The organism is Pseudomonas sp. EA_65y_Pfl1_P113 (genome assembly GCF_963970525.1).
Lineage (GTDB): Bacteria > Pseudomonadota > Gammaproteobacteria > Pseudomonadales > Pseudomonadaceae > Aquipseudomonas > Aquipseudomonas tritici.
The window spans coordinates 1-686 of sequence record NZ_CAXAQM010000179.1; the positions used below are offsets into that span (position 1 = coordinate 1).

At 57.9% G+C, this 686-nt stretch carries 1 protein-coding gene; it reads right to left on the reverse strand.

Features of this window, described 5'->3' with window-relative positions; all coding sequences use genetic code 11:
• Positions 1–667: divalent metal cation transporter (locus tag AACY52_RS29000; RefSeq protein ID WP_339561170.1), on the reverse strand; the 667-nt coding region annotated here is incomplete at its 3' end.
• Positions 668–686: the final 19 nt, after the last annotated feature.

Sequence of the window (686 nt, forward strand, 5' to 3'; positions counted from 1 at the left end):
TAAGTGGGGCTGCAACAAAGCCGTTGATGACAGCACTCCACAGCAGCGCCTGCATGGGACTGATCGGCGAGAAATGAACGAGAATGCCCAGAATGCCGGCCGAAGCTATCACGCTGTAAAAAGCCTTGGCATTCCGAGGTGCCAGCCCAAGGCCCGCACGCCACCCAAAGGTTTCGGAGACCGCATACGCCGCCGAGCCGGCTAGAACCGGGACGGCAAGAAGGCCGGTCCCGATGATACCGCTGGCAAAAAGTGCAAAGGCAAAGTCGCCCGCCAGCGGCCTGAGTGCTTCGGCCGCCTGCGCGGCCGTATCGATCTGCGTAATACCAGCGATATGCAAGGTCGCGGCGGTGGTTATGATGATAAAAATGGCAATGAGGTTTGAAAAAAACATACCGAACCAGCTATCGAGGCTAATACGGCGCTCTTCGCCGGCGCTGACTTCCGATGTCGAAAGGCTTTTAGCTTTAGCTCTGGCATCTTCTGCTTCCTGGGAGGCCTGCCAGAAAAACAAATAGGGGCTGATCGTGGTGCCGAAGATCGCGGCTACCAGAATCCAGGCGCTTGAGTCCGGCATGCTCGGTAGTAGGACTCCACGCAGCACATCGCTCCATGACAGGTGCACGGCAAATGCCGTAGCCGCATAGGCCAGCAATGCCAGCGTCATCCATCTCAGGAAACGCGCG